This is a genomic window from Streptomyces wedmorensis (assembly GCF_000716445.1).
Classification (GTDB): Bacteria; Actinomycetota; Actinomycetes; order Streptomycetales; family Streptomycetaceae; genus Streptomyces; species Streptomyces wedmorensis.
The window spans coordinates 1-203 of sequence record NZ_JNWK01000249.1 but is presented as its reverse complement, the minus strand read 5'-3'; the positions used below and the strand labels follow the sequence as shown (position 1 = coordinate 203).

Annotated in this window: 1 protein-coding gene; it reads left to right on the top strand. The window is 74.9% G+C overall.

Annotated features, from left to right (window positions below):
- On the top strand, positions 1-203 hold a 203-nt coding region (locus OO54_RS44800; protein ID WP_157856623.1), incomplete at both ends, for a zinc-binding dehydrogenase.

Sequence of the window (203 nt, the reverse complement as noted above, 5' to 3'; positions counted from 1 at the left end):
CCTGGACGTGACGTCGGGCCGAGGGGTGGACGTCGTGCTGAACTCCCTCGCCGGGGAGCTCATCGACGCGTCGCTGCGGCTGCTGCCGCGCGGCGGGCGGTTCATCGAGATGGGCCGCACCGACCTGCGCGACGCGGACGAACTCGCGCGCCTGCACCCGGGGGTCGCCTACGAGGCCTTCGACCTGAGCGACGCCGGCGCCG